Below are 26,650 nucleotides of genomic sequence, written 5' to 3' on the forward strand. Positions count from 1 at the left end.
AAATCCTGGTTTTTGTAAAGACGGAGTGGTCTAATTGTTTATAAAATTGACAGATGACCGGTCAGTCACTATCATTAGAATGGATAGAAAAATGATGAATAAGGTAGGTGCAATAGTGAAAAATCTAGTCAATTTTGTGCTTGGAAATAAACTGGCTGTTTGGCTGCTAACCATCATCATCACGGTTTCAGGAATATATTCCGGTACACGTATGAATATGGAGACAATTCCAAATATATCGATCCCGTATTTGATGGTGATGGATGTTTATCCCGGGGCCACTCCGCAAAAGGTAATGGATGATGTGTCCATCCCAATAGAAAAAGCGGTCGATGGACTGGAAAATGTAAAGTACGTTTATTCCAATTCTTATTCCAATCTATCCAATATTCAGGTTGAGTATGAATATGGAATTGATATGGATGAAGCCAAGCGGGCATTGCAGTCGACTCTGGATGCAATTCAACTCCCGGAAGGTGCACAGGAGCCTACGATCACGAGCATCAGCATGAACATGATGCCGATCATGGCACTAAGTGTCAGCAGCTCGAAAGAGGACATTGTTGAACTAACAACAACAGTCGAGGATATCCTGCTTCCGAAGATCGATAAAATAGACGGAGTCGCTTCGGTTACGATTACAGGACAGCATATAGAAGAAGTGAATCTCGCATATAATGAAGCGAAACTGAAGCAGTTCGGTTTGACGGAAGAGAAAGTCAAAGAAATGATTCAGGCAAGTAATTTAGGCGTTTCGCTTGGACTTTTCGAATTTAAAGAAGGCGAGCAGGCCGTTGCGGTTGATGGCAAGTTCACAACGACGGAACAGCTGAAGAATATGCTGATTCCTGTCACACCATCGCAAGCAAATCCATCTCCTTTTATAAAGCTTAGTGAGGTTGCAGAGGTTGATCTTGTAGGCAAAGTACAATCCATTTCGCGTACAAATGGCAAGGATGCGATCGCCATCCAAGTTGTTAAGGAGCAGCAAGCAAATACAGTGGATGTAGTGAATGCCATAAAGGATTTAGTCAAAGAAGAACAGAGTAAAACGGATGGCCTCTCGATTGAAGTGTCACTGGATCAGGGAAAACCTATTGAAGATTCTGTAACAACGATGGTGGAAAAAGCTATTTTTGGCGGATTGATTGCGGTCTTGGTTATTCTGTTATTTTTACGAGATTTCAAGTCTACGATTATCTCGATTATCTCGATTCCAGTTTCGATTTTCATGTCACTTCTGCTGTTGAATTGGCTGGGAATAACGCTTAATATTATGACGCTTGGGGCAATCACGGTTGCCATTGGGCGGGTAATAGATGATTCGATTGTTGTTGTAGAAAATATATACCGTCGCCTTCACTTGAAGGAGGAAAAGTTATCTGGACGTGCCTTAGTTCGTGAAGCGACAATTGAAATGTTCAAACCAATTTTGTCGTCAACTCTCGTCACGGTGGCTGTTTTTGCACCATTGATTTTTGTGGGTGGCATGGTAGGTGAATTGTTTGCACCATTTGCATTAACAATGACATTTGCCCTTGGTGCTTCCTTGATTGTTGCGATTACGATCGTTCCAGCTTTGTCGCACTTCCTTTTCAGAAAGAAGTTATATGGTGAAAAAACAGACAGCAGCCACAAACAGACTGGAAAACTGGCGAGCTGGTATAAGAATATCTTAAACAAAGTGCTTAACCATAAAGTCATCACTTCACTTATTGCGGTTGTCCTTTTAGCAGGAAGCCTTGCGCTTACTCCGGTAATCGGCTTTAGCTTCATGGGCAGCGAGGAAGAAAAGGTGATGTATTTAACCTATACGCCTGGAGCAGGGGAGCTTAAGGAAGACACTTTGGCGAATGTAGGAAAAGTAGAAGAGGAAATGTTAAAGCGTGACGAGATTGACATTGTCCAAATCTCTGTTACCGAAGAAGCGGATCAAATGTCTGCAATGTTGGGAGCAGGTTCTGGCGGCGCATTAATGTACTTGATATTTGATCCTAAAATGGACAATTTCGCCGATGTTAAGAAAGAAATTGAACAATATGTTTTCAATATCGGACAGAGCGGTGAATGGAAGAGCCAAAATTTCGGGGGCACGTCGATGCCGGAGAACGAGATTAGCTACACATTCTACAGCGAAGATCTTCAAAAACTTACTGACTCTGTCAAGTTGGCTGAGAAAGAATTGAAAGGAATTAACGGCTTAGAAGATGTAAGTTCCACTGCAGAGGATGCCTACGTGGAATACACCTTTAAAGTCGAACAGGATGAATTGCTGCAATACGGGTTAACAGCAGGGCAAATCGTGATGATGCTAAACCCGAATAAAACAAAAGATACATTGACGACCATTGAAAAAGATGGTAACTCACTTGATGTCATCGTCCAGCAGGAACAGAAAAAGCAGCCTGAGTCGGTTGATGATCTGCTGGATACAGAAGTTCCTACAGCTATGGGAACAACGAAACCATTATCAGAATTAGTGACCGTAGAAAAAGGAACAACAATGAATACACTGGCCCGCAGTAAAGGGCAGTATTATGCGTCTGTTTCAGGAACGGTTACAGAGGATGATATTTCAAAAACAGCTGCTGAAGCTCAAAAGGCAATTGACGCCTTAGACCTTCCTAAGAATGTTGAAGTAGGCGTCGCTGGTGTTCAAGCAGACATGACGGAAACATTCTCGCAGTTAGGTGTTGCGATGCTCGCAGCAATTGCGATTGTTTACTTCATTTTGGTTGTCACCTTCCGTGAAGGAGTTGCACCATTTGCGATTCTCTTCTCCCTTCCATTTGCTGTAATCGGCTCGTTTGTCGGCTTACTTATTGGTGGCGAAACGATTTCCGTCTCGGTGATGATGGGTCTGTTGATGCTGATTGGTATTGTGGTAACGAATGCAATCGTACTCGTTGACCGAATCATTCATATGGAACGGGATGGACTGACGATGCGGGAAGCCATTCTCGAGGCTGGTGCTACGCGATTACGTCCAATTCTGATGACGGCTATTGCCACTGTCGGTGCGCTGATTCCATTGGCTATGGGCTCAGGAGGCGGAGGCTTGATCTCTAAAGGGCTGGCCATCACGGTAATTGGCGGCTTAACAAGCTCCACCCTGTTAACACTGATAGTAGTACCGATCGTCTACGAAGTGTTATCGAAGCTATTTAAAAAGAATCGCCGGGAAATACGAGAAGATTAACACTTGCCTTCGTGGATGCTGTCATCCACGGGGGCTTTTTTTGATAGATAAGAAAGTTTAAAAGTCCGCTTCGATAATTGGCTAGCTCCAGCGCTCGTACTTTTCTTCTATATCCATTCATTGAACGATACGTGTGGCAAATGGATTCCATGATGCTATTGCAAATCCATCTATACTTGTAAGTAAAATAGGAATCTGTGGAATGAAGAGGGGGTTTTTCACTATACAAAAGCCTTATAATCATTTTGTAAACATGTATACACTTTGTAAACGTAATGTGCACAAATGTGTTTACATGTTTACATAAGTGTATACATGGCGTAAATTCAATATGTATACGTTTTTGTATTTGTTGTATACAATCTTGGTCTCGTTTGCAAGTTTACAATTACATTTCTTTTTGCTCGTTCCTCTTGCAGTATCTATTATTTCCCTTTACCTTTAGAATAGAAGATAAATATACATAAAAGAAAAGGAATGATAGAAATGATGAAATCGAGAATTGCAGCAGTTGATGTTGGAAATGATTCTATTAAAGCTATTTTTGGAGAATTTGATAATGAGTTGAATATCCCCAATATCGTAGCAAGGGATACGGAAGACCGACCGGTAATTGGGATTGAGGAACTTGATACGAAGAATCCGCTTGATGGAATTCATATTCGCGTCCACTCCCCTGCCCTGAAAGAGAATAACGTAATCTATCGTGTCGGAAACCTGGCAACGAAAAGCGACAATGCGACAGAGCTCGATCCGGGAAGCAGCAAGTCAGAGGAAGATCAGACACTGGTCATGCTTTTCGCTACCCTTGCATTGGATGCAGTACAGGAAGGAAATGATAAGCTTTTCCCGAGAAACAAGAATGTCATTGATGCGAATTATACGCTCGGCACTGGTTTGCCGCTGCGTGAAGTAAAAGAAGGAAAGGATGCTGGCTACCGTTCAAAACTAGCAGGATCGGTCCACCAAGTAGAATTTCTTGTTACGCCAAAATACCAGGGACTGAAAGTCAATATCAAATTTGATGAAGTAAAGGTGTATCCTGAAGGATTCGCGGCTTATATTAATCTTGTAATGGATAACAATCTGAAAATCATTAATAAGGATTTGATTGATAAAAGAATTTTGATCCAAGATATCGGTGGATTATCAACAGATATCGCTGTCATCAAAAACCGCAATGTCGATGATGACAAGGCTCAAGGTTTCAACCTTGGTGTAGCAGAAGCGCTTGAACAAATCAGGGAAGAGATTCGCAGCAAACATGGCGTCGAGCTAGACAGCCGTACGGATGTTGTGGAAATCATTACACGCAAGAATGACCGCAACCATATCATGGTAAAAGGAAGCCGTACAAGCGTTCATGACATCACAGACCGTATTCTGCTTGAACTAGCTAAAAAGCAATACCGCCTGCTTCGCAATGTATGGGCAAAGAATTCTCAGACAGAAATCTGCTATTTTGTTGGCGGAGGCGCAACGGTTTTAAAAGAATACATCAAAACACTGAACAATAATCTTGATGGCTATAACATCGAATTTTTCGAGGATGAAAAAGAAAGCATTTGGATGATGGCGAACGCTTATTACAAGCTCATTATGGATTATGTGAAAAAGTTAGAAAAAAGCAGCAAGGCCGCTTCTGATCCTGTGAAAAGCTAAGATAAGGTGATTTTATGAAAAAAACCAACCCAAATGAGATTAAGAGAGGTCAAGCATTGTCCTTTCGTGTCCCCTCTGATACACCAGACCATATTTTAAGACATCTTCAAAACTTGAAGGAAACAGAGCGAAGAAACTTTTCGAGCAAAATTGCCGAATTTGTTGTAAAAGGTGTGGGAAATTCCTATTCGAGGGAACGCGAAACGATTACCATCCCGCTTCCTCGCAGTCTCAGCAAATCGCAGCGGGATTGGATTAAGCATGAGCATTCCGAAGCGTTGTTGGGCAATATTGTTTATCATCTATTAGCGGATCCGTTGAGGGCAACCGCACTGCTGGCCTCATTGAACAGCAAGTCAACGGAAATTGATGAAGCTCTTTATCTGCAGGAGGATAGAACCATGCTCCCGACAGCGTCCGAACTGGAAGCTCCGGGAGCGAAGGAATCGGCCTCCAGTGCGGAAATCGCAGACATGGAGCTGGACGATGATTTAGATGCATTTGAATGGGATTCATCCCAGCAAACAGAAGCAGCGGCAAAGGAAGAGTCAGAGGAAGATCTGGATGACCTGCTAGGAGATTTTCTCACTAAAATGAATAAGTGAACAGGAAGAAACCCTATGGAACTTCACATAGGGTTTCTTTTCATAAAAATAAGAACGACTTCACCGGTCAAGCCCTCCGAGGCACAGGATGTGCTAGACCCGCCAGCCACAGGACGTGGCGTTATCGGCGGGCAGCGCTTGTCGGGGCTGAACAAAGCGCTTTTTTATTGATAGGATGCTTCTAGTTGGTCAATTAGAGATCCTACATAACTGACGGCTTTTCGTACAGGTTCGGGAGTCGACATATCGATGCCGGCATGCTTCAGTAATTCTAGCGGCTTCATCGTTCCGCCTGCGCGGAGCACCTCAAGCCAGCGGTCGACAGCTGGCTGGCCTTGCTCCTGAATCAACTGCGAAACAGCAGTCGATGCAGTCAGACCGGCAGAATAGGTGTATGGATACAAGCCCATATAGTAATGAGGCTGACGCATCCATGTGAGTCCCGCTCCTTCATCGATTTCGACTGTATCGCCCCAGAAACCGGTCAGGACCTCTGTTTTCATTTCAGTAAGGGTTGTCGCCGTAAGCGCATTGCCTGCTTCTGCATGGGCATAAACACGACGCTGGAATTCAGCCTCAAGTAGGTGGGTCACAAAATTATGATAATAGGTTCCTAGCAGCTGCAGGACGACCCAGCGAATCATCTGCGGGTTATCCTTATTTTTTTCAAGAAGGTATTGGGCCAAAAGCATTTCGTTCATTGTCGAAGGCGCCTCTATGAAGTACATGGATGGGCGCACGTTCATGATACGCTGATTTTTATTCGCTAGGAAGAAATGGCCTGCATGGCCGAACTCATGGGCCAGCGTGAAGCAGCCGCGCATATTGTCCGCCCAGGTGATCAAGATATATGGGTGCGATCCATATGGGCTTGAGCAAAATGCCCCGGTAGATTTCCCGACATTATCAGCAAGGTCGACCCATCTTTCTGCAAAGCCTTTTTCAATCATTGCGGTATAATCAGGTCCCATAATCTTCAAAGAATCAGTAATCAACTGCTGTGCCTCATCAAAACTAATTTCAGGGTCAAAGTCAGGATCGAATGGAGCCTTCAAGTCACAAAACATCATTTTATCCAAACCAAGTACCTTCTGCTTTAATTGAGCAAACCGGCGCATATGCGGGGCCAGTTCCTTGTAAATGATATCAATTTGATTGTTGTACATTTCCTTTGTAACCTGCTGTGGTTCCAAAAGCATTGCAGTAACGGATTCATACTTCCTCAGCCTTGCAAGAGTCACCTGTTTTTTTACTTCAGTTGCATAGGTGGCAGCGATGGTGTTCTTATACTGTTTAAGGGTGGAAACAAAAGATTCATAGGCTTTTCTACGGATATAAGGATTCGGTGAAAATTCATATCGGCTCTCAAATAGCGCAAAGGAGACTGGCAAATCGTTGTTTTCTTCGTCCATGATGGACGAAAACTCCATATCCGCTAGTTTTGCCATATTGTAAATGTGGTAAGGCGCTGAATGAACTTCCCCTAAAGCAGCGAGGACTTGCTCCGTTTCGGGTGATAATTTATGCTTTTTCGTGTCGAGAAGCTCCAGGAGCGTCTTTTTGAAAGGCAGGAGTCCTTCCTCTGCTTGAATGAATTCTTCCACTTTGCCTTCCTCAAACTCGAGAATTTCTGATGAAATAAAGGATAGGGCAGCCATCGCTTTCGTGACGATCGATCCAACCTTTGCGGAGTTAGCCTGATTAGCTGGGTCAGTGCCGTCTGCGGACTGCTTCAGACTTGCATATGTATGGGCCTTGACCAATTTCTGAGTTAACTCTTCCTGGGCAGACAGGCATTCCAGTAATGCTTTCGGCCTTGTATGTAAGGTTCCCCTGTAGTCGTCGAATTTTTTTACTTCGGACTCAATCTCCTCTAATGCCTCGATCCATTTTTGCTCCGAACGGAAAAGATCAGTAAGATCCCATGTCAATGATTCAGCAATTTCTGAGCGAACAAGACGTTTTTCCACCGTTTGATTCATTTTTATCTCCTCCTTTGTCCTTCCATAATACTACGAATATCGAAACAATGTTAGAGAGAAAATGAAATATTTTGAAAAATCAATATAAAAAGACGGCTGTTGAGCCGTCTTTATTACCATTTTGCATGAATTATGCTTCCTGTTTAACGGTACGAACACTGTAAAAATGGTATAAAAGGAAAGCGATAGCAGAAAGAATAATTCCTGAAATATACGGCAATCCAATTGCAATCGAGAACAGCCATCCGCCTAATGGCGGTCCGATAATTCTGCCGAGCGAGTCAAAGGACGACAGGAGCCCAGTTGTTCCACCATGGCCTGTCGTAGATTTCTTGGTTAAAAGGGAAGAAACGCTTGGCCGAATCAATCCATTGCCAATTCCAAAAATGGTCAGGTAAAGAGCGGCCGTGCCAAAACTCTCCGTCAGAAGAATCAAGCCAAACCCGATCGCCGATACAACAATGCCAAGCTGAATGACCTTCCCTTCGCCGAGTGTTTTCGTCAATCTTCCGACTAAACCACCTTGGACAACCGCACCGGCAAGTCCCATGATCATGAATATATAGCCCAATTGAACCGAACCGAGAGCAGCTTTTTCCGCGGCAAAATAGGCAAAAGTAGCTTCGAGACCAGATAAAGAAAGGGAAACAAATAACTGAAGCAAAAACAAAAACGACAAAGGTTCTCCGACGGCTTTCACTAGTGAACTCCGCTCTCGTTGCTGACTAGTGCGCTGATCTGCTGAAAGCGACTCCTTTAAAACAAAAGTGACAACTAGGAATGTGACTAGGGATGTGGCACCTGCAATGTAAAAAGGGGTGCTCAAACTTGTTTTTGAAAATACGCCACCGATCGCTGGTCCAAAGATGAAGCCAAGTCCAACAGCAGCTCCGATGATTCCCATCCCTTTTCCGCGGTCCTCTTCTGAGGTGATATCTGCGACATAGGCCATCACCGTTGGCATATTGGCTGATGACAAAAATCCGCCGATAATCCGCGCTGCAAACAGCATCCAAAGCTGAGTAGACAGAGCCATCAGAAAAAAGGAGAGAGCCAAGCCAAGAATGCCAATCATGATGACTGGTTTTCTCCCTACCCTGTCCGAAATGCGACCCCACATCGGTGCGAATAAAAATTGCATCAGCGAGTAAACCGCCATCAACAGTCCAAGTTGTGTAGGGGATGCCCCGATTTCCTCCGCATAAAAAGGGATGACGGGAATGATGATCCCAAACCCGACCATCACAAGAAACATAACTAAAAATAAAATAGGCAGAGCCTTCTTTGTATTCATTCGCATATTCACTCCATTAAGTTAACGATATTGAAAATTATATCAGAAGAGCAGGGGTATAGCGAAAAGTTGACCTGATATTTTCATTTATTGGTTTTGAGTCTGAAACAGATTTTCTGTAATATGGGTAATAAGAAATTTTTACAGAAAAAGGTGTAGGGATGGAAAAATATGTGGTGATCGGAGCAGGGATTCTCGGTGCCTCAACTGCTTTTCATTTAGCAAAGGACGGAAAGAGCGTAACAATTATTGACCGAGAGGAGCCAGGACAGGCAACAAATGCAGCAGCCGGAATTATCTGTCCGTGGCTGAGTCAGCGGCGGAACAAGGCTTGGTATTTTTTGGCGATAAATGGTGCGGCTTATTATCACTCGCTGATCCAGCAGCTAGAAAACGACGGGGAACAGGAAACCGGGTATCAGCAAACTGGAGCGATAAGCGTAGATATCGCTTCAGATAAAATTCGAAAAATAGTAGAAAGAGCGATACAAAGACGGGAAATGGCACCCGAAATAGGCGATATCCGCCAGCTAAGCGAAAAGGAAACAAAGGCGTTATTTCCGCCGTTAGCGACGAAATATGCTTCTGTCCATGTAAGCGGGGCCGCGCGCGTGGATGGCCGTCTTCTGCGGCTGGCATTATTAGCTGCTGCCAAAAAACACGGTGCCAAATGGATAGCAGGTAATGCTGCTCTTGATTTTAGCGATGGCCAGGTAACAGCGGTTACGATCAACGGAACGAGGCTAGAGGCGGACAAGTTCATAATCACAGCAGGTGCATGGGCGCCTGAGCTAGTAAAGCCACTTGGAATGGAGCTAAAGATCACTCCGCAAAAAGCCCAAATCATCCATTTGCAGCTTGAAAACGAGGATACAGGAGAATGGCCTGTTGTAATGCCGCCAAATGCTGCGTATATTGTGACATTCGCAGACGGAAAGGTAGTGATGGGCGCCACCCATGAAAACGATATGGGATTTGACTTGCGGCCGACGTTAGGCGGGATGCAGGAAATCATCGATAAAGGTCTGGAGCTGGCACCTGGCCTAGCTGATGCAACCTTTCTTGAAACCAAGGTTGGTTTTCGGCCAGTCGCTCCGAACTTTCTCCCGATTATCGGCGCCGTTCCAGGATTCGAGAATCTTTACTTGGCAAATGGACTCGGGTCTTCCGGCCTGACAGTCGGTCCTTATCTTGGTTACCAGCTTGCAAAATTAGCAACAGGAAAAGAACTTGATATCGATCTCGCCTTATACAATCTATCAGAAGCAATCACCAAGGATATTTCCTAGGCAATGAAATATAGGAATTGAAACGCATATAAATCCCTGCATAGCGGGTATAACACTTAATCAGTGTTTACTAGAAAGCAGGGAGAACCATTTGTATGCAATGGAAGGGCGGAAAAAGCACAGCTGATAAACTGAATTCCCTCCACGACAGTTTGATCAGACGGAATTCAATAAATAGCAAGTCCGGTTCTCGAAAGGCTATCAAGCTGGCAATCTTGGACAAGGAGATACATTTAACACCAGAGATTTTAAGTTTCTAAAATACCACATTAGGTATATAATAATAGTGCAAACAGTTTATATTTTCTAGAAATGAAAGCGTAAGCAAATTAAGCGGAAGAAGGGTCGCTGATGGCCAAAAAGAAATTTGTTTATTTCGTTTCGTTGAGCTCCAATGTTCCTTTTGTTTTGAAAAAAGCGCTGAAAAAAGCAGAGGAAGAAAATGAGGTAGCGCTTTTCTTTGATTTGGATGGTGCAAGGGTATTGGATAAACGGTATTTGAAAATGGTGGAGAGAACCCATAATATCGATTTGCAAAAACTGATGAAGCAGGCGATGGATTTAGGAATCAAGTTTTATGGCTGCCAGATGAATGTGCTGATCGCCGATGGGCTGGAACTTGTGGAAGGAGCAGAATTGGCAGGAGTGGTAACTTTTTTGGAAGCCGCTTACCAGGCGGATGCAGTGCTAAGTTACTGATGGGGGGAAGAACTGATGGAGAAAAAGAAAGTAGTAGTAATGGCGTTGCATGATGAACTGGAGTCTGCTTATCCACCCTTGAATGTTGCAGTTGGCGCTGCTTCCTCAGGTGCGGATGTCATCCTTGCCTTTTCCCGGAAAGGGGTCAACATCCTTGATAAACGGTATGTTTCGGTCCCGTCCGAGGAGCTGAAGTATCTTTCAAACGCATTGAATGACTTTGGCGTAGCATCCGTCCATGAACTCCTGGGAATTGCTGTCGAAATGGGTGCCCAGCTGTATGTCGTTGATCTGGATGTAAAAGACAATTTTGAATTCATCCATCCAGCCGAACAAGTACCAATTAAATGGCTATTAAATGAAGCAGCATCCGCAGATTTATTCATGCATTTTTAAGATGAATTAGCAGCTATCCGAGTAGAAAACGATGGAATCATGACAGGTTCAGGGTGCAGGGAGGCGAAGTTGTCAAGAAAACGATGGAATCTTGACAGGTTTAGGTTGCAGAGAGGCAAAGTTGTCAAGAAAACCACGGAATCATGACAGGTTCGGGCTGCAGGGCACCAAAGTTGCCAAAAAACCTGCATTGTTAAACAGAGATCTTCTCGGAAAATCCGTTTTTGAAGGTGACTCTATTTTTGCCAAGCTCCTTCGATTTCAGCAAAAGCTGATCGGCGTGTATATAGCCTTTTTCCATGGAAGTATACTGATTCACTTGAAAGTAATATAGCCCGAAAGAAGAGGTGATTGTAATTTGATGCTTCTCCGATTGGTATTCGACCTCGACGGAGCTTGTTTCGACTCCATGGCGAATTTTTTCGACGAGATCGATGGTTTGGCTAAGCGATTTCTTTCTCAGAATTATGGTGAACTCTTCGCCACCGCTGCGGAATAGGTAGTCTTCCGTGGACAAATAGGATTTTAGCGTATTGGCAAAATGCAGGATGACCCGGTCCCCTACTGCGTGATTATAAGAGTCATTGACCAGCTTGAACTTATCGATATCAGCAACGACGATGGCTATTGTTTCATCCGTATCGTTTAATTCGCACATTGTTTTATCCATCCATGCTCTGTTCGGAATCCTGGTCAGAAAGTCTGTATAGGCCATTTGTTTAAACTTGTCCCGTTCAATCTTGTTTTTGATACTTTGTGACTTCGAATGGAACGAGCGGCTTACCAGATAGTTGAGGATGAACAGGCCGACAACCATTTCCCATTCCTGTTTCATCAATAGCAACAGCAGCAGGCCATTCGTGAACGCTGTTTTGCCGAGATCAAGCCAATTATTGCTCTCCCGGAAAAAACGGATAGCCTGCTTGAAATCCTTCATTTCGCCCATCATAAAAAAAGCGGTCGACAAAAAAGTATAGGAAATCAAAGTAGTGATCACTGTCAGCATCAACATCAAAATCCAAAAACCAAATGGGATGTTGGTGAACGCTTCGTGTCCCCATTGATACAAAAAGAAACCAATCGAGTAGTTCAGCGCATGTGCACCAATATTGTAAAATGTGTCCCAAAATTCATCTTTATCAGCGGTGTTGGAACGTTTCCTTGTAAAATAAACGGTGAACCGGTAGATTGTCTCAAAAATGAATAATCCGATTGGTCCTGCAAAAATTCCAAAGGATAGACTGTAGCTGATGCCATAGTCGAATTTTATTGTTCCGTTTTGCGCAGTAATCCGCAAATGATTATAAAGGCTAGAAAACAACCAATAAATAAACAATGCAATGAAAAATACATTTTTATCTAAGGTAAAGACACCCAGCCCAAAAGCAGTAGCAATGGCAGCAAAAAATAATGTAAAATCATATAACCTAGCTTTCAGCATAGGAAAAAAGTCCCCTCTCCAAACGTACACCCTAATTTTATCCTAATCCTAATTACAGTTGCAAAATAATTTTTTGATTTGTGCAAATTTTGTGGGCGTTTCCCTTTCTGTAGTTGATCATAAAAGTCTATAATATCTTTATAAGCATGAAAAGTCACCGGTTATCAAAAAAATATAAGAAATATTTTCAGAATATTTAATTAATTATTGTTGGAGAGGGATGGAAATGAAGCTGCTATTTGGCGGGATTTTGCTGCTTTTGGTGTTCGCTGTGACGGGTATATCCAAGTACCATCAGCGGAAGAGCAGGTTGATGCAATTGCCTGCCAACAATCCGCAGGCTTTTATCGAAAAAGGCTCGCGCCAGGAAGGAAAAAAACTGGTTGCTGTCATCGGCGGTGATATAGTTCACGGTACGATTAGCTACAATTTTGTTGATGATGCAGCCAGGAGACGAAGCTGCAAGGATTATCAATTTATCAATGCTGGCGTGAATGGGAGTACAGCTTATGATGTCCTCCAGCGCCTGGAAGACGTAATTGCCTGCCAGCCAGATTTTGTGGTCGTCCTAGTTGGGTTAAACGACGCTGCGGTTAAAATAGCACCTGAGTTTGCCAGGAATAATACCAAGCTAGCAGAGCAAGGAGAGAAACCGTCCTTACTGGTATACGAAAAGAATCTTTCCCTGATTGTTTCTAGATTGAAAGTGGAGACTTCTTCGAAAATCGGTCTTATGTCGCTGCCGGTAGCCGGTGAAAATCTCTTTTCAAAAGAGAATGTGGAATTGGACCAATACAATGAGGGGATAAAAAAAATTGCCGCTATGCATCATGTTTCCTATCTTCCTTTTAACGAAAAGTTAAAAGCTTATTTAAAGGGGAAAAATCAGACGAGAGGACGGTCGCTTAAAAATAGTTGGAAGCTCTACAAGAAATCGGTCATCGAGCATCTTGTATTTGGGCACAGTCTTGACCGCATCTCGTTTGCAAATGGATACTTGCTGCTAACGGATGGCATCCATTTAAACAGTACAGCGGGGATGATCGCCGCTCATCAACTCGAGCTATTCCTTAAACAAAATGAACACAACGGGTTTGCGAATGGAACGAAAGGAAGCTATACTAGCTAATACAAAAATGAGGGGGAATCTGCATGCTTGCTTGGAACATACCAGGGAGAGGACAGTACCAATTGCATCATCTGGTCTTGGATTTTAACGGAACCATTGCTTTTGGCGGGGAGCTGATTTCAGGCGTTGGGGATAGAATTCAGCTGCTTAGCAGGGAAGTGGAGATTCATGTTATTACTGCCGATACAAATGGAAGTGTGGCTCGACAGTGTGAGGGATTGCCTGTCACGGTACAAATTCTACAATCAGAGAATCATACAGGTGAAAAGGGAGAATTTGTCCGGAGTCTAACTGGCGTCCTCTCCATGGGCAATGGCGCAAATGATGAAGCGATGTTCGCCGAATCCGATCTTGCTGTGGCGATAACCGGAAGAGAAGGCTGCGCAACAGCAACGCTTCTGAAAAGCGACCTAGTGATTGAAAATATCAATGACGCGTTGGACTTGTTGCTGAATCCTAAGCGGTTGATCGCAACGCTTCGAAAGTAGAAATGAAAAAAATGCAGGAACACTAATTGGTAGCTATTTTCGCCAATAAGTAGCGCGGAATCGCCAATAAATTTATTTTTCGCCAATAAAACGCAAAGGTCGCCAATAAAATTGTGAAAACCGCCAATAAAAAGATTCAGGGGAATTCATCACAGGCGCGAAACTCACCCAATCGGCTCAATATCCAGGATATTGAGCCGATTTTTTTGTAAAAAAAATATATAATAGATTCACACACCACTTTTTCCATTATTAAGAAAATCTTAAGATTTATGCTCAGTGTATATTAAGGTTCATCGCCTAGAATAAACGTAAGCGTCAAACTACACCCACCTAGTTCCCGTGTCATTGCCATGAGATAATCTTCTCATGAATAATGAGGAGGCTTCTAAATGGAAAAAACAGAATTGCATATAGAATGGGAACGGCGGATTGAGGATTACGAATCAAGCGGCTATACTCAAGCCACATGGTGTTCAATTAATAAAGTAAACGTTAATCAGTTAAAGTACTGGATAAGAAAAATAAAAGGTCCAAAGCGAAACCGCAGCACCAAATCCAAATTCACACCTGTCGTTGTGACCGAACCACCTGCAAATGAATCAATGGAAATTAAAATCGGCCAGGCATCCGTAGGAATCCGACCTGGTTTTGATCCAGCTTTCCTCGCCGATATTGTAAGGACGCTTAAAACCTTATGTTGAATGAGGCGGTTATAAACTCCGTTTACCTCGCTCGAGGCAGTACAGATTTAAGAAAATCAATTGATGGCTTGGCCGTTATCATAAGGGAGGAATTCGATCTTGATCCCTTCTCTCCCTGTCTCTTCGTTTTCTGTAACCGGCAGCGTGATAAATTGAAAATCCTGCATTGGGCCCACAACGGGTTCTGGCTGTATTATCGTCGTTTGGAACGGGGGACATTCCAGTGGCCATCAGAAAACAGTTCGACACCATTAAAAATCAATTCCCGTCAATTACAATGGCTACTTGATGGGTTATCCCTTGAACAGAAACAGGCACATCAAGCCGTAAGTGCCCGAACAATCATATAAATTAATAGAAGAAATCCGGCTGTTTTTGTCGTATAATGAATCTATGAAAAAGACAACGAACTTCCCCACTCAAGACCCTACAATTGAAGATCTTCTAAAACGCTTGGAAGTGCTTGAAAACAAAAACGCTGAGTTAGAGGCGAAACTGAAAAACCAAAACGACTTGGAAAACAAACTAAAATGGTTTGAAGAACAGTTTCGTCTCCAGCAGCAAAAAAGATTCGGCATTTCGAGCGAAAAAACCAATCCCGATCAACTGGACCTTTTCAATGAAACCGAAAATGAAGCCAATCCAGAAATCCCGGAACCGGATTTGGATTCCATCACTTATCAGCGAAAGCGCAAGAAACATGGACAGCGTGCATTGATGCTTGAAAACCTGCCTGTGGAAACGGTCGAATACCGTTTGTCCCCGGAAGAGCAGGTCTGTTCGTGCTGCAACGGAGCTATGCACCAAATGAGCACGGAAGTCCGTCAGGAACTGAAGTTCATTCCTGCGGAATTGAAAGTGGTCAAGCACGTCCGCCATGTTTACGCCTGCCGTAAGTGCGAGCGCAAAGAACTTGAGACGCCAATTGTCACTGCACCAATGCCAAAACCGGTCCATCCGGGAAGCCTGGTTTCCCCTTCCCTCATGGCTCATATTATGAATCAAAAATACGTAGATGGTCTTCCTCTTTATCGCCAAGAAAAGCAGTTCAAAAGGATGGGGGTGGGGTTATCCCGGCAAACCATTGCCAATTGGATGATTCATGGAGCGGACCAGTGGCTCAGCTTGATGTATGATCGCATGCATCAAATTCTGTTGGAACAAGATATATTGCATGCGGACGAAACCACGCTCCAAGTCTTGCGGGAACCCGACAGGCCAGCCACTTCAAAATCCTATATCTGGCTTTACCGGACAGGGAAGGAAGGCCCTTCGGCCATCCTTTATGATTACAAGGAAACAAGGGCCGGCAAAAATGCGAAGGATTTTCTCTCCGGTTTTAAAGGCTTCTTACAAGTAGACGGTTACGCAGGGTATCATAAGGTACCGGATGTCACCCTGGTTGGCTGTTGGGCACATGCCAGAAGAAAGTTCGACGAGGCATTAAAGGCACTACCGCCTGCAAAGCGCCAGACCTCGGGAACCAAAGCAGCCGAAGGTCTACAATTCTGTAATCAATTATATAGAATCGAGCGTGATTTGAAGGAATTATCCGCTGAAGAACGCCATGAAAAGCGCCTTGAACTCAGCAAGCCAGTCATGGATGCTTTTTTGACTTGGCTAAAAAACCAAAAGGGCCAGGTACTACCGAAGAGTGCCCTCGGAGAGGCCGTCACATACAGTCTTAACCAGTGGGAAAAGCTTGAGGTATTTTTGCAGGATGGGCGTTTGGAGATCGATAATAACAGAAGCGAACGCTCGATTAAGCCCTTCGTAATCGGACGAAAAAACTGGCTTTTCAGCAATACCCCACGTGGAGCGCGTTCTAGCGCAGTCATTTACAGTATTGTAGAGACAGCGAAAGAAAATGACTTAAATCCATATTATTATTTACGCTATCTATTTGAGGAGCTTCCCAATCTGGATTCAAAAGACCAGAATGCACTGGACAAATTACTGCCATGGTCAGAAACGCTCCCGGTCCATTGCAGGCTCTTTAATCAATTATCTAAATCATAATTTGATCCCCATCTATAATATAGGTGGGGATTATTTTACGCTTACGAATAAACAAGAAGGGAAGGGGGTTATTCCACTTGGAGCAATACAATGTTCTTGTCGTAGATGATGAAAAGGAGATACGGGATGCGATTGAGATTTATTTAAAGAACGAGGGAATCAAGGTTATCAAGGCAGCGGATGGGATCGAGGCGATCGAGAAGCTGAACGAGCAGCCGGTGCATTTGATCCTGCTCGATGTGATGATGCCGCGTCAGGATGGGATTACGACGACATTCCGAATTCGGGAAGACAAGAATATCCCGATCATCATTTTGAGCGCGAAAGCAGAGGATACCGATAAAATCCTCGGGCTACAAGTCGGAGCGGATGATTATGTGACGAAGCCGTTCAACCCGCTCGAATTGATCGCAAGAGTAAAATCGCAGCTCAGGAGATATGTCTCGCTCGGTACATACGAAGGGAAGGCGAAGGTGATCGACCTGAAGGGCTTGACACTTGACCAGTCCTCGAAGGAGGTCACCGCACATGGAGAACCGGTAAGACTGACGCCAATCGAGTACAAGATGCTCGAGCTATTGATGACAAATGCCGGCAGAGTGTTCTCCATTCATGATATTTATGAGCGAGTATGGAAAGAGCCGAGTTACAATGCCGAAAATACGGTTGCCGTTCATATTCGCAAGATCCGCGAAAAAATAGAGATCGATCCAAAGAATCCGAGATTTTTGAAGGTGGTGTGGGGGATTGGATACAAAATTGAAAAGTAAGTATGTATTTGCGGCATGGGTGCTCTTGATGGCATTTGGTTTGAGCGGGATTTTTTCCTTGCTGACAAACAGCAGCCGATATGTGCAGGGGAATTATTTTCAGTCGCAGGAATTCAACTCACAAATGGATCAGTTTATCGCGATGCTGAATGTCTACGAGCTTTATGGAATGCCAAAAGCAGAAATGAAAAAACAGATTACCGTTACTGATGAGGAAATAGAAGAACATCGAACAAGATATGGAAACCTTGCAGAGCAAATTTCCAATATCAGAATGCAATATGAAGATCAAATTCAGGTTGCAAATGATACAGGAAACAAGGCGGTCGAAGCGGTCCTTAAGAAGGAAAGAGACGCAAAAGTCGCGGACATAACAGAGAATTTCAAGAGCGATGAATATGTCCGCGCTAAAGTTGTGAAAGAAAAAGAAAAGAAGATTGATGAATTTTACAAGGGGCTGCAAAGTTACCAACGTGAATTCAATAATCTAGAGGGTGCCTTCAAATATTACCTGAAAGACAATGCAACAGGCGAAGTCTATACGAATCTTACCATTTCGAAGGGAAAAACGGCCTCTGACTATCTGAATAAAAAGGAAATGTATTATTTACAGGATTACGAGAACCTGCAAAATATCTACATGTATGAAATATTTATGCCTTTTAATGAAGTGGCTGAAGAAATTTTAAGAAATCATAAAGACCGGGAGGTGACCGGCCAAATCGGACTTTCCAAGCATGCGTCAGAAAAAAACAGCGTGATCATGAATTATCGAGACTACCAAAAGGGTCAAACACTCTTTTTCGGTTATCTCCTAACTAGCATCGCTACCTTGATTGCGAGCTATTTCCTCGGAAAAAGAAAACTGGCAACCGTAGTTGGTTCTTTTGATCAGTGGAAGCCCATTTATAGGAAAATCCCGCTGGACGTTAGAGCAGGAATACTTTTAACAACCTTGTTTTTCCTGTTGCTGTCAATGTCTCTGATTAATCAACAATTTGTGTATTATCATGAAAATTTCTTTGCGAATGTTATCGACTTGATTGTCAGCCTGATTGTAGCAGCTTCCTTGCTGGCATTCGCCTGGATCCAGCTGAGCTTTCTTTCTGAGTATCGCAACGATTGGCCAAAGTTTGAGGAGGAAATGAAAAAAACGATAGTAGCAAAAAGCTATCATGCCATTGTAAATGCGTTTTTCATCAAGAGCATTGGTTTCCAGCTGCTCATTCTTCTCGGGATTGTATTTGCAATGGGCATGCTGTTCGTAGCGGTCCTTGTAGCGGGCGGAGGGAATGTAATCGTAATAGCTTTCGCATTTGGAGTGGTCAGTTTGCCACTTTTCATCCTAATCATGAGCAAGGCTGGCTATCTGAATAAAGTATTGACGCATACAGAGGAACTGGCTGCAGGAAATTTAGGCGCGAACATACCGGTGAAAGGCAAGTCGGCAATCGCTAGGCATGCTGCCAATATTAATGACCTGCGAACGGCTGTGAATGTCTCCAACAAGGAACAGGCAAAAAGTGAACGGCTGAAAACGGAGTTGATTACCAATGTAAGCCATGATCTCAGGACGCCGCTTACTTCGATTATCACCTATACAGAGCTTCTCAAAACGCCTGACCTAGACCAGGAGGATCGGGCCTCCTATATCGAAATCCTCGACCGTAAATCGAAACGGCTGAAAGTGTTGATCGACGACCTGTTCGAGGCAACAAAAATGGCGAGCGGAAATATTGAACTTCACAAGGAGAAGGTGGACATTAATCAGCTGCTGCAGCAAGCTTTAGCCGAGCATAATGAAGCGCTGAGTCAGTCCTCTCTACAGCTGCGCGTAACACAGCCGGATCATTCGATTTATGTTTATGTAGACGGGCAAAAGCTCTGGAGAGTTTTCGATAATCTGATTGGCAATATTCTGAAGTATGCACTGGAAAATACGAGAGTTTATATTTCGGTAAAAGCAGACCAAAACCAGGTAGTGCTCCTCTTTAAAAATATTACCAAATACGAGCTGGGCGATGACCAGGGTGAACTGTTCGAGCGCTTCAAACGCGGTGATCAGTCGCGTCATACAGAGGGATCCGGGCTAGGGCTCGCAATCGCTAAATCCATCATCGACCTGCACGGAGGCTCACTTGAGATCGATGTCGATGGCGACCTGTTCAAGGTGACGATCACGCTGGACCAATACGCTTAATCAAACATCCCCCTTTGCCAGGCAGAGGGGGTGTTTACTGTTTTTGGCGGATTTTTATATACAGAATCCTTGATAGCACGATCATCCCTGCATGAAAAAAGCTATTCCAGAGCTTGTTCGTCCCCATTTTTAATAGGCCCGCCTGCACCAGAATCCAATCCATTCCGGTTAATCCTATAAAAATTTTCAGCCTTGGAAGCACTCCCTTTTTCGAAGAGTTGCTGACAAAGAAAACAGCGCAAACCAAACTATAGAGTGGAGCAAGAACGAAATGCTCATGCCATGAATGATACCTTCTCGGCCAAAAGCGTACCTTTTTTCCGACTGAAGATAGATAGATCCAAGTAAGCCCAATGACCTCAGTCGTCAAGTATTGGGCAAGCACCAACACTGATTTTTTTTTCGCAATCAGGGCGCGGTAAAACCAATCGCTGATCGAAAAATAAACCATTAGAAAGAATACCGTATAGGATGGCTTCCACCAGTATGCTTTATAGATTTTCAAGCGCAGGAATAATCGTTCAATCGCATAATAAATCAGCGTGATGGAAAGCTTCCAGTACCGATTTTTCCGATACAAGGTTAGCAAGGTAGCAGTAATGGGAACATAGAATCCCTGCGATAAAATTGCCCCGAGAAATTGGTCAAGGGCGCCGTTTTTATGAATATTTGGCTTATAGGAGTAGCCTTTTAATAAAATAAGGACTAGGTACTCAAAAAAATAGGCCAATCCAATATTTGCGAACAGCAGCGTCCAAATCTGCTTTTGCCGTCTGTTGAGCGTTAATAGGAAAAAAAGCAAGACATGAACAGCAGCCAGCAGCAGAAAGGGAGGAGCGTTCGTTCGAGTTTTTATCATATCAACACCCAGGTTTTCGTATTTAGCTATACTATTCGCTAATTCCAAAAAATTATTTAACGGGACAAGCGTTAGATCATGACTAGTGTAAAGACACATGGTAAGATAGAGAAGCAACAGATTCATGGTGGTAAAACAATTTTTTTTAGGGAAACTAGTTTTACACGCTAATGCGGCAGGAGGTTTTTATGAAAAAGTCACAGGAAATATCAGAAAAGAAGCTGTTAGGAATTGCCGGACTAGGCTGGATGTTTGATGCGATGGATGTGGGGATTTTATCCTTTGTCATCGCAGCCTTGCAGGTGGATTGGGGATTAACAGGCAAGGAGATGGGCTGGATCGGGAGCGTGAACTCGATTGGAATGGCAGTCGGTGCCTTAGTGTTTGGATTGCTTGCTGACAGGATTGGCCGGAAAAACGTCTTTATCATTACCTTATTGCTTTTCTCTGTCGGAAGTGGAATCTCTGCGCTGGCAACGAGCTTATCCTTCTTTTTGTTGTTGCGATTTGTGATTGGGCTAGGATTGGGCGGTGAACTGCCAGTTGCTTCCACACTTGTTGCCGAAAGTGTCCCTGCTGAAAAACGCGGACGCGTCGTGGTCCTGCTCGAAAGCTTCTGGGCTGCAGGCTGGCTTGTTGCTGCGTTAATCTCTTACTTCATCATTCCGAATTTCGGCTGGCAAATGGCATTGATTCTGAGTGCATTGCCGGGATTATATGCGCTGTATCTGCGCATCAACCTGCCTGATTCACCAAGGTTCCTGGCGGTTGCCAAAAAAGAACGGCTGACGATTTGGGAAAGCATTTCAGAGGTATGGTCAAGAGAACATTTCAAGAGAACCGCGATGCTTTGGATTCTCTGGTTTACTGTCGTATTTTCTTATTATGGCATGTTTCTCTGGCTGCCAAGCGTGATGGTGATGAAGGGCTTCACCTTGATCAAGAGCTTCCAGTATGTCTTGATCATGACGCTTGCTCAATTGCCGGGATATTTCACCGCCGCATGGCTGATTGAAAAAGCAGGCCGGAAGTTCGTGCTGGTAGGGTATTTGATTGGAACAGCCGTCAGCGCCTACTTCTTTGGAACGGCAGATTCTCTGGCATTGCTGATTATCACCGGCATTCTGCTGTCGTTTTTCAACTTAGGTGCCTGGGGTGCACTTTATGCTTATACACCTGAACAGTACCCAACAACCATCCGCGGCTCCGGGGCGGGAATGGCTGCATCCTTTGGCCGGGTCGGCGGCATAGCCGGTCCGCTGATGGTACCATATTTATCAGCACAAAACCTATCCATCACCACCATTTTTACAATTTTTTGCATCGCCATCCTGATCGGTGCCGCAGCCGTATTTTTCTGGGGCACAGAAACAAAGCAGAAAGAGCTTGCCCAAACTTAAAAGGAAAAGCCCGCTCTTTTTGAAAGAAAGATGCCCTTATAGAGCTGAAATTGCTCGCATAAGGGTATCATTCTGTTTGAAAGATGCCCTTATTGCAGTAGTTTTAGTGAAAATCATGACAAATATAAAATTTGGGGAGAGATGATTTCCAAGTCGCTATAAAAATCGAAAACTCGCTATTATTTTGAAACAGGCTAGGGCTTGCGCTAGTATTATGTTTCTGTTGGCATTACTGGCTTATTTCCTTGAATTCCCTAGGTGTGATGCTGTTATATTTTTTAAAAAGCACTGTATAGTAGCTTTGGTTGCAGAATTTGAACAACAAGGCTATATCCGATATCGAGGTGTCTGTATGGAGGATGAAGTATTTTGATTCCTCAATTCGTCTTTTGTTGATGAACTCCGTGATGGAAATGCCTACCTCCCGTTTGAATTTTCCCGATAGGTAATTAGGGTGGACAAACACATTTGCTGCAACAATCTCGAGGGAAAGGTCCTTTAAGATGTTTTCATAAATGTAAGAGATTGCCTGATTGACGGTGCGGCTATAGTTATGATTGGAGCTTTCATCTTTCAGTGTTTTTAAAAAGTGCTGTAGCATATCGTATTCGAGCATTTCGATAGGATCCAATGTCTGGTATTTTTCCAATTCCAAAATATAAGTATCGCTGAGATGGAAAGCGGTCTCTGGGTGGACGCCTCCCTTAATGATCGCACGGGTGAAAAGAGTACACATTGCAATAAGACTATTTTTGCGGGATCTGACCGGATCGTTCGCCAGTTTTGCACCTTTTAGCTTGTTGATTCGCTTGAGGATATCGAAGGCAAGTTCTTCTTTTCCTTTTGAAAGAGCCTCCATTAGCTGTTCCTCTAGATTGTATGGAGGATGCAAATAATTTTCCTGTTGGTTTCTCACTCTTGATAATAGAAACTGTTTTATGATGGAGGGGCTGATGGAAGTGGTCATTTTTCACCTCGATACATTATGAATTTATTAAAAATATGAATTATTTAATATAATTGTAAGCGCTTGCGGCTTATAATTCAAGTGAATCAATATCTTTTATATAAGGGGGCATTACAGTGAAAAAATGGTGGTCCATATTCGTAACGGTTGCACTTGTTGCTGGAATCATTGCAGGCTGCAGCGGAAACTCTGGTACAACAACAAAAGAAGGGGACAACGGTGCAGCTGTAGACAAAGAAAAAACAGCGGAAACAGTTACCTTGAAATTCGCTGCCCAGAATGATAATACACCAGCGACAAAACAGCTGATCGATGAGTTTAACAAAAGCCAGGATCAGTACAAAGTGGAATGGGTTGAAATGACGAACGATTCAGCGCAGATGCACGATCAGCTTTTAACTTCTTTATCGAGCGGTTCAGATGAATACGACATCCTGTCACTCGATGTTGTATGGGCTGGTGAATTTGCAGGGGCAGGTTATTTGGAACCGATCGATGCCCGCATGAAAGAAGAAGGAATAAGCAAGGATGATTTCAACAGTGGATCGATGGCTTCAGGGAACTATCAAGGCAAGCAATTCACCCTGCCATTCTTTCCTGACCTCGGTCTGCTATACTACCGCAAGGATATTGTCAGCCAAGAGGATGCAGCCAAGCTTGATAGCGGGAAGTATACGTATGCGGACCTAGGTGCCATGGCTGAAAAATACACCGGCCAAGGCGGAACGAAATTTGGTTTCCTATACCAGTCCAAACAGTATGAAGGCTTGACGGTCAATGTGAATGAATTTTCGAAGTCATTTGAAGATGTGAAAGGCGGACTAGAACAGATGTATGCCTTCACTAATGCTGCCTGGGCTCCGCAAGACCTTCTTAACTTTACGGAAGGGGAAACACATACAACGTTCGAACAAGGAAATGCCGTTTTTGCACGTAACTGGCCGTATCAATTTGGCCGTATCAAAGGGCAGGAAGATGGTGTTAAAGTTACCGTTGACCAAGTAGGCATTGCTCCGCTGCCAAATGGCGGATCGGTCGGCGGCTGGCTGCTAAGCATCAATAAGTCCTCCAAGAATGTAGATGGTGCATGGGAATTTGTTAAGTTTGTCTCAGGCAAGGAAGGCCAGAAAACCATGTCCACTGTCGGAGGCTATCTGCCAGGCTTCAATGAACTATTAGAGGATCAGGAAGTCATTTCTTCCAATGATATGCTTTCTTACGAAGGATTCAAAAATGCATTGTCGAATACGATTGCTCGTCCAGTTTCTCCTGAGTACTCCAAGGTGTCTGATACAATCCAGATAAATGCCCATAAATATTTGAGCACTGGTGAAGGACTGGAAGAAGCAGTAAAAGCAATCGAAGAAGCAACAAAAAAATAGATTCATTGATTGTAAGGGAGGCTCTATTTTGACTAGAGCCTTTTTTCCATCAAGCTCCTTGTTGGAGGATTTAGCGGAAAAGAGGTGTCCAACTAGATGAAAAAAATTGGTCTGAGAGAATTTTTGTTCCTTGCTCCTGTTATCGTGCTGATCTCGATCTTCTCATTGGTGCCGGTGATTCAGTCATTTACTTATACCTTCTTTGACTACAGGCTTAATGACCAACAGAACGCAGGTCTCTATCTGAACGAGCGGTTCAATTATGAATTATTTGATGAGACACAGCTTTACTTGACGATGTTTTTAGAAGAAGACAAGCAGCAGGTAACCGATCCTGTGCTTTTGGGAAAAATTGATACAGTCATTGCCAAGGTAGAGGATAAAGCAAAGGCTTTTGCGGGCAAAGAAGGTGTCCAAAAGATTACCAAAGAAGAGAAGACGGAGCTGATAGCTCTCTCAAAAGAGACGCAGGAAGTGGTCCAACAACTTGCTGAGCAATATGACACTGCAAATGAAGAAAACCTGCCGCTAATTGCGAAAGATATTGAAAACAGTATTATTCCTGCCAATTTCATCGGCCTCAAGGGGTATAAACAGGCACTAGGCGATGCCAGACTGGGCGCTGCACTTGTCAACACTACTATTTTCACTTTTGTTTCTGTCGCGTTTGAATTGGTGTTGGGCCTGGCCCTAGCGATGATCATGAACAAAGCAATGAGAGGAAAGGGACTCATTCGGACGACATCCTTGATTCCGTGGGCAATTCCTACAGCTGTAGCTGCTTTGATGTGGAGTTATTTATATGACGGAAGCAGTGGGATTGTTGCTCACTTGTTTCAAATGGTCGGCCTTGTCGATAACTCCCGGGAATTGCTGCTATCAGCAGGCGGTGCGATGGTTTCGACCATTCTTGCTGATGTTTGGAAGACGACGCCATATATGGCGTTGCTGCTATTAGCTGGGCTGCAGAATATTTCAAAAGACACCTATGAAGCGGCTGATATTGATGGAGCCAGCTCCATTCAAAAGTTCTTTACGATTACGATCCCGTTGCTCAAACCATCGATCCTTGTTGCATTGCTGTTCCGTACCCTCGATGCTTTCCGGGTATTTGACCTGATCTATGTATTGACAGGCGGCGGACCTGGCGGAGCGACAGAAACTTTATCAATCTATGGATATAAAGCAATGTTTGCCCAGACAAACTTTGGCTATGGTTCCGTCATCGTCATGATCATGTTCGTCTGCGTTGCCGTAATTGCAACCATTTATGTTAAGTTCCTTGGCGCTAATTTGATGGATAAAAACTAAAGGGGGCGTACTGAAAAGTGGACACAACAAGCAAAAAAATGAAATGGATTGTTGGCTTTTTGATTGCGATCTATCTGTTCGCAATGTTCTTCCCCTTTCTCTGGATTTTGATTACATCTTTTAAAACGTCAGGGGAAATATATGGGGATGGGGCCTTTCGATTCATACCGGATAATCCAACTCTGCAAAACTTCATTACGGTAATCGTTGACAAAGGCATTCTTGGAGCAATTAAGACGAGCTTGATTGTCTCTTTCACAACGACTATCTATATTGTCCTTGTCGCGACATTTGCGGCGTACGCGATCTCCCGCTTTGATTTCAAAGGGAAAAATGTCCTGCTAGGAATCATTCTTGCGGTATCGATGTTTCCCCAAATGATTGTTGTTGGGCCAGTCTATAATTTATTCCAGGATCTAGGATGGACGAACAGCTACGCCATTATTCTTCCTTATTCAACAATTACATTGCCGATGGCTGTCTGGATCCTTGTGACCCATTTTAATCAAATTCCGCTGGCGCTGGAGGAATCAGCAAAGATGGATGGAGCAACACCAGTACAGACCTTGTTTAAAATCGTCTTTCCGCTGGCAGCTCCCGGTGTATTTACGACGGCGATTATCGTTTTTATCGCGGCCTGGAACGAGTTCCTGCTGACGATTACAATCAATTCAAACAAAAGCTATCACACTGTTCCGGTTGCGATTTCCTTCTTGCGCACCCAATTTGAAATTCTTTGGGGTGAGGTTGCCGCGGCTACGACAATTGTTACGATTCCAACGCTGTTAATTGTTCTCTTTTTCCAGAAGCAGATTGTTTCAGGATTGACTTCAGGCGGCGTAAAAGAATGATTT

At 43.7% G+C, this 26,650-nt stretch carries 22 protein-coding genes; 17 read left to right on the forward strand and 5 right to left on the reverse strand.

What is annotated here, in order from left to right; all coding sequences use genetic code 11:
- The first annotated feature begins 115 nt into the window (after window positions 1–115).
- The 3 genes from J2S25_RS11160 to J2S25_RS11170 all read left to right on the forward strand — a co-directional run bounded on the left by J2S25_RS11160 (window position 116) and on the right by J2S25_RS11170 (window position 5,466).
- Entirely contained in the window at window positions 116–3,199 is a 3,084-nt protein-coding gene (locus J2S25_RS11160; protein WP_307191958.1) for an efflux RND transporter permease subunit, read from the forward strand.
- 486 nt (window positions 3,200–3,685) lie between these two features.
- Window positions 3,686–4,861, forward strand: a complete 1,176-nt coding sequence (locus tag J2S25_RS11165) for a ParM/StbA family protein (protein WP_044393355.1) — start codon at window positions 3,686–3,688, stop codon at window positions 4,859–4,861.
- Window positions 4,862–4,875: 14 nt separating this feature from the next.
- The gene (locus J2S25_RS11170; RefSeq protein WP_044393357.1) at window positions 4,876–5,466 is read left to right on the forward strand and encodes a hypothetical protein; all 591 of its coding nucleotides are present in this window, start codon (window positions 4,876–4,878) and stop codon (window positions 5,464–5,466) included.
- Window positions 5,467–5,630: 164 nt separating this feature from the next.
- Here the strand turns inward: J2S25_RS11170 and pepF are convergent, their stop codons facing one another.
- Complete coding sequence (pepF, locus tag J2S25_RS11175; RefSeq protein WP_044393617.1) at window positions 5,631–7,448, reverse strand: oligoendopeptidase F; 1,818 nt, start codon at window positions 7,446–7,448, stop codon at window positions 5,631–5,633.
- A 130-nt stretch (window positions 7,449–7,578) separates the two neighbouring features.
- Entirely contained in the window at window positions 7,579–8,742 is a 1,164-nt protein-coding gene (locus tag J2S25_RS11180; RefSeq protein ID WP_044393619.1) for a tetracycline resistance MFS efflux pump, read from the reverse strand.
- Window positions 8,743–8,903: 161 nt separating this feature from the next.
- On the opposite strand from J2S25_RS11180, the gene J2S25_RS11185 reads away from it, so the two are divergent.
- The 3 genes from J2S25_RS11185 to J2S25_RS11195 all read left to right on the forward strand — a co-directional run bounded on the left by J2S25_RS11185 (window position 8,904) and on the right by J2S25_RS11195 (window position 11,126).
- The gene (locus J2S25_RS11185) at window positions 8,904–10,031 is read left to right on the forward strand and encodes an NAD(P)/FAD-dependent oxidoreductase (RefSeq protein ID WP_044393621.1); all 1,128 of its coding nucleotides are present in this window, start codon (window positions 8,904–8,906) and stop codon (window positions 10,029–10,031) included.
- Between the two features lie 351 nt (window positions 10,032–10,382).
- Entirely contained in the window at window positions 10,383–10,730 is a 348-nt protein-coding gene (locus tag J2S25_RS11190; RefSeq protein ID WP_044393623.1) for a DsrE/DsrF/DrsH-like family protein, read from the forward strand.
- Window positions 10,731–10,745: 15 nt separating this feature from the next.
- Window positions 10,746–11,126: a peroxiredoxin family protein gene (locus J2S25_RS11195; RefSeq protein ID WP_307191924.1), complete on the forward strand. Its 381-nt coding sequence runs from the start codon at window positions 10,746–10,748 to the stop codon at window positions 11,124–11,126.
- Window positions 11,127–11,319: 193 nt separating this feature from the next.
- On the opposite strand, the gene J2S25_RS11200 is transcribed toward J2S25_RS11195, so the two are convergent.
- The gene (locus J2S25_RS11200; RefSeq protein WP_307191925.1) at window positions 11,320–12,567 is read right to left on the reverse strand and encodes a GGDEF domain-containing protein; all 1,248 of its coding nucleotides are present in this window, start codon (window positions 12,565–12,567) and stop codon (window positions 11,320–11,322) included.
- A gap of 226 nt (window positions 12,568–12,793) precedes the next feature.
- On the opposite strand from J2S25_RS11200, the gene J2S25_RS11205 reads away from it, so the two are divergent.
- The 7 genes from J2S25_RS11205 to J2S25_RS11230 all read left to right on the forward strand — a co-directional run bounded on the left by J2S25_RS11205 (window position 12,794) and on the right by J2S25_RS11230 (window position 19,877).
- On the forward strand, window positions 12,794–13,696 hold the full coding sequence (locus J2S25_RS11205) for an SGNH/GDSL hydrolase family protein (RefSeq protein ID WP_307191926.1): 903 nt from the start codon (window positions 12,794–12,796) through the stop codon (window positions 13,694–13,696).
- 23 nt (window positions 13,697–13,719) lie between these two features.
- Window positions 13,720–14,184: an HAD family hydrolase gene (locus tag J2S25_RS11210; protein WP_307191927.1), complete on the forward strand. Its 465-nt coding sequence runs from the start codon at window positions 13,720–13,722 to the stop codon at window positions 14,182–14,184.
- Window positions 14,185–14,576: 392 nt separating this feature from the next.
- A complete protein-coding gene (gene tnpA / locus J2S25_RS11215; protein WP_307191928.1) occupies window positions 14,577–14,888 on the forward strand; it encodes an IS66 family insertion sequence element accessory protein TnpA in 312 nt (103 codons plus the stop codon).
- The gene (tnpB, locus tag J2S25_RS20045) at window positions 14,882–15,238 is read left to right on the forward strand and encodes an IS66 family insertion sequence element accessory protein TnpB (protein ID WP_369293528.1); all 357 of its coding nucleotides are present in this window, start codon (window positions 14,882–14,884) and stop codon (window positions 15,236–15,238) included. Before tnpA ends, tnpB begins: the two co-directional genes overlap by 7 nt.
- A gap of 43 nt (window positions 15,239–15,281) precedes the next feature.
- On the forward strand, window positions 15,282–16,907 hold the full coding sequence (gene tnpC, locus J2S25_RS11220) for an IS66 family transposase (protein WP_307191929.1): 1,626 nt from the start codon (window positions 15,282–15,284) through the stop codon (window positions 16,905–16,907).
- 77 nt (window positions 16,908–16,984) lie between these two features.
- Window positions 16,985–17,677: a response regulator transcription factor gene (locus J2S25_RS11225; protein WP_307191930.1), complete on the forward strand. Its 693-nt coding sequence runs from the start codon at window positions 16,985–16,987 to the stop codon at window positions 17,675–17,677.
- Window positions 17,655–19,877, forward strand: a complete 2,223-nt coding sequence (locus J2S25_RS11230; RefSeq protein WP_307191931.1) for a sensor histidine kinase — start codon at window positions 17,655–17,657, stop codon at window positions 19,875–19,877. Before J2S25_RS11225 ends, J2S25_RS11230 begins: the two co-directional genes overlap by 23 nt.
- 34 nt (window positions 19,878–19,911) lie before the next feature.
- Here J2S25_RS11230 and J2S25_RS11235 read toward each other — a convergent pair whose 3' ends face one another.
- Window positions 19,912–20,736, reverse strand: coding sequence for a hypothetical protein (locus J2S25_RS11235; RefSeq protein WP_307191932.1), 825 nt, complete (start codon window positions 20,734–20,736; stop codon window positions 19,912–19,914).
- A gap of 188 nt (window positions 20,737–20,924) precedes the next feature.
- Between J2S25_RS11235 and J2S25_RS11240 the strand changes: the two genes are divergently transcribed.
- Complete coding sequence (locus J2S25_RS11240) at window positions 20,925–22,136, forward strand: MFS transporter (protein ID WP_307191933.1); 1,212 nt, start codon at window positions 20,925–20,927, stop codon at window positions 22,134–22,136.
- Between the two features lie 229 nt (window positions 22,137–22,365).
- Here J2S25_RS11240 and J2S25_RS11245 read toward each other — a convergent pair whose 3' ends face one another.
- Window positions 22,366–23,103: a helix-turn-helix transcriptional regulator gene (locus J2S25_RS11245; protein ID WP_044393639.1), complete on the reverse strand. Its 738-nt coding sequence runs from the start codon at window positions 23,101–23,103 to the stop codon at window positions 22,366–22,368.
- Window positions 23,104–23,219: 116 nt separating this feature from the next.
- On the opposite strand from J2S25_RS11245, the gene J2S25_RS11250 reads away from it, so the two are divergent.
- The 3 genes from J2S25_RS11250 to J2S25_RS11260 all read left to right on the forward strand — a co-directional run bounded on the left by J2S25_RS11250 (window position 23,220) and on the right by J2S25_RS11260 (window position 26,647).
- Window positions 23,220–24,485: an extracellular solute-binding protein gene (locus J2S25_RS11250; protein ID WP_044393641.1), complete on the forward strand. Its 1,266-nt coding sequence runs from the start codon at window positions 23,220–23,222 to the stop codon at window positions 24,483–24,485.
- A 96-nt stretch (window positions 24,486–24,581) separates the two neighbouring features.
- On the forward strand, window positions 24,582–25,796 hold the full coding sequence (locus J2S25_RS11255) for a carbohydrate ABC transporter permease (RefSeq protein ID WP_307191934.1): 1,215 nt from the start codon (window positions 24,582–24,584) through the stop codon (window positions 25,794–25,796).
- 38 nt (window positions 25,797–25,834) lie between these two features.
- Entirely contained in the window at window positions 25,835–26,647 is an 813-nt protein-coding gene (locus tag J2S25_RS11260) for a carbohydrate ABC transporter permease (protein WP_044393706.1), read from the forward strand.
- Window positions 26,648–26,650: the final 3 nt, after the last annotated feature.

Origin of the sequence: Mesobacillus stamsii, assembly GCF_030814065.1 — a bacterium.
GTDB classification, from domain to species: domain Bacteria; phylum Bacillota; class Bacilli; order Bacillales; family Cytobacillaceae; genus Mesobacillus; species Mesobacillus stamsii.